General features: G+C 73.9%; 2 protein-coding genes. One reads left to right on the top strand and one right to left on the bottom strand.

Features of this window, described 5'->3' with window-relative positions; all coding sequences use genetic code 11:
• Positions 1–65: 65 nt before the first annotated feature.
• Entirely contained in the window at positions 66–542 is a 477-nt protein-coding gene (locus tag ACJOT3_RS34310) for a COG4315 family predicted lipoprotein (RefSeq protein WP_406977295.1), read from the bottom strand.
• A 208-nt stretch (positions 543–750) separates the two neighbouring features.
• Between ACJOT3_RS34310 and ACJOT3_RS34305 the strand changes: the two genes are divergently transcribed.
• A complete protein-coding gene (locus ACJOT3_RS34305; protein ID WP_406977294.1) occupies positions 751–1698 on the top strand; it encodes a CHRD domain-containing protein in 948 nt (315 codons plus the stop codon).
• Positions 1699–1915 lie beyond the last annotated feature (217 nt).

Raw genomic sequence — 1915 nt, 5'->3', positions numbered from 1 at the left:
CACATGTACCACCGGGGACCGGGCCGCGGGTACCCCCGTTCGGCGGGCGCCCGCGGCCCGGCGGGTTACGGGACGTCCTTGATGAGGGTGCCGTCCGGGGCCACGAGGAACCACTCGTCGTCCAGGCCCTGGCCGTTGCTCTCCTCCGGCAGCGCGTCGCCGACGTAGTAGTACAGCGGCCAGTCGTTGTAGACGACCTGGGTGACGCCGTCGGTCCGCTCGGTGGTGTCCAGCAGCGACTCGTCCAGCCCCTCCCCGAGTTCGACCCCGTCGGCGGTGGTCAGGGCGGGCCAGGTGGCGATGCAGTCGGCCTCGCAGACGCTCTCGGCGTCCTTGTCCTTGGTGAACCCGTAGAGGATGCGGCCCTCGGCGTCGGCCAGGGCCGTGCCGACCTCGCTCTCCACCAGGGTGAGCTCGACCGGTCCGGCCTGGGCCGGGGCGGTGGGCGCCGCGTCCTCGCCGTCACCGCCAGAGCCGTCGGTGGAGCAGGCGGTGAGGGCGAGCAGGGCGCCGGCTGCCGCCAGGGTCACTCGGATGCGCATGGTCAGGTTCTCCCCGTCGTGTTCGTCGTGCGTCGTTACGGATGCGGATACGGGAGGGGGCACCCGATGGTTCACTCCGGATTCGCGTCCGAATTCGCGGAGGAACCGGGTGAACCGGCGGGGACCGGCCGCCGTATCCGTCACTGATCGCCGCCGCACCCACGCGGTGCGGCGGCCCGTATGTAGACGAACGGGGACGGAAACCTCCATGCGCACACGAATTCTCGCGGTCGCCGCCACGGCCGCCATGATCGCCACCGCCGGGACCGCGCACGCGGACGAGCACGGCGGCCACGGGGACGAGGCCGCCCCGGCGACGGGCGGCAACAAGGCCCCGACGCTGAACTCCACCAAGGGCGAGCCGACGGTGTTCTTCACCGCCGAGCTCAGCGGCGCCGAGGAGGTGCCGGTCGAGGGCGGCCCCGCGGTGGGCGACCCCGAAGGGCACGGCCGGGCGATCATCTCGGTCAAGGGCGACCGGGTGACGTTCGCCCTGGACTGGGAGGGCACCCAGGCGCCCACGCTGGGCCACATCCACCAGGGGGCCGCGGGCGAGAACGGGGACGTGCGGCTGACGTTCTTCGACAGCGCGCTGCCCGAGACCGTCACCGCGGTGGCGGGGCAGACCACCATCACCGACGAGGAGCTGGCCCTACAGCTGCTCACCGACCCGGCCGGGTTCTACGTCAACCTGCACACCGAGGAGTTCCCCGGCGGGGCGGTCCGCGGGCAGCTGACGCCGTCGGGGCAGCGGCTCAACGTGCTGGGCATCATCGAGGGCTCGGGGCTGGTGGCGGTGGCCGACGGCGCCCAGGAGGTGTTCACCGAGGAGAAGCCGCAGGTGGGCGACCCCGACGGGCGCGCCTCCGGGTTCTTCCGGCCCGAGGGGGACACGGTCGCGTTCTCGACGGCGTGGACCAACGTGGCGCCGCCCACCATCGGCCACCTGCACCGGGGGGCGGCGGGCGAGAACGGCGACGTGGCGGTGGAGCTGTTCGCCGGTGAGCTGCCCGCCACGGTGTTCGCGGTGTCGGGCACGGCGACCCACGTGGACCCGGCGGTCACCGAGCGGATCAACGCGAACCCGCACGACTACTACCTGAACCTGCACACGGGCGAGTTCCCCGACGGGGCCGTCCGGGGTCAGCTCTTCTGATCCCGCTCGCCCGCTCCCTGGACCGCCCCGGCGCACCGTCCGCGCCGGGGCGGTCGTGTCGGGGCACCTCGGCGGACCCGGGGCCGCCGCGTCCTCCCCGCGCCCGAACCCGGGCGCCGGGCGCGGCCTCCCGCACGAACGGCCCCGCGGGTCGGCCCGCACCGTCGACTCCCCCACCGCGAGTGCGGACACCTTCCCACCCGCCGACCCCGGAACG

The organism is Nocardiopsis protaetiae (assembly GCF_045446735.1).
Classification (GTDB): Bacteria; Actinomycetota; Actinomycetes; order Streptosporangiales; family Streptosporangiaceae; genus Nocardiopsis; species Nocardiopsis protaetiae.
The sequence above is the reverse complement of the archived record's forward strand: the minus strand, read 5'-3'. Positions and strand labels throughout refer to the sequence as shown.

What these genes read in the sequence shown, in the direction of transcription:
- ACJOT3_RS34310 (WP_406977295.1), bottom strand. Translation starts at nt 542, where the DNA reads ATGCGCATCCGAGTGACCCTGGCGGCAGCCGGCGCCCTGCTCGCCCTC.
- ACJOT3_RS34305 (WP_406977294.1), top strand. Translation starts at nt 751, where the DNA reads ATGCGCACACGAATTCTCGCGGTCGCCGCCACGGCCGCCATGATCGCC.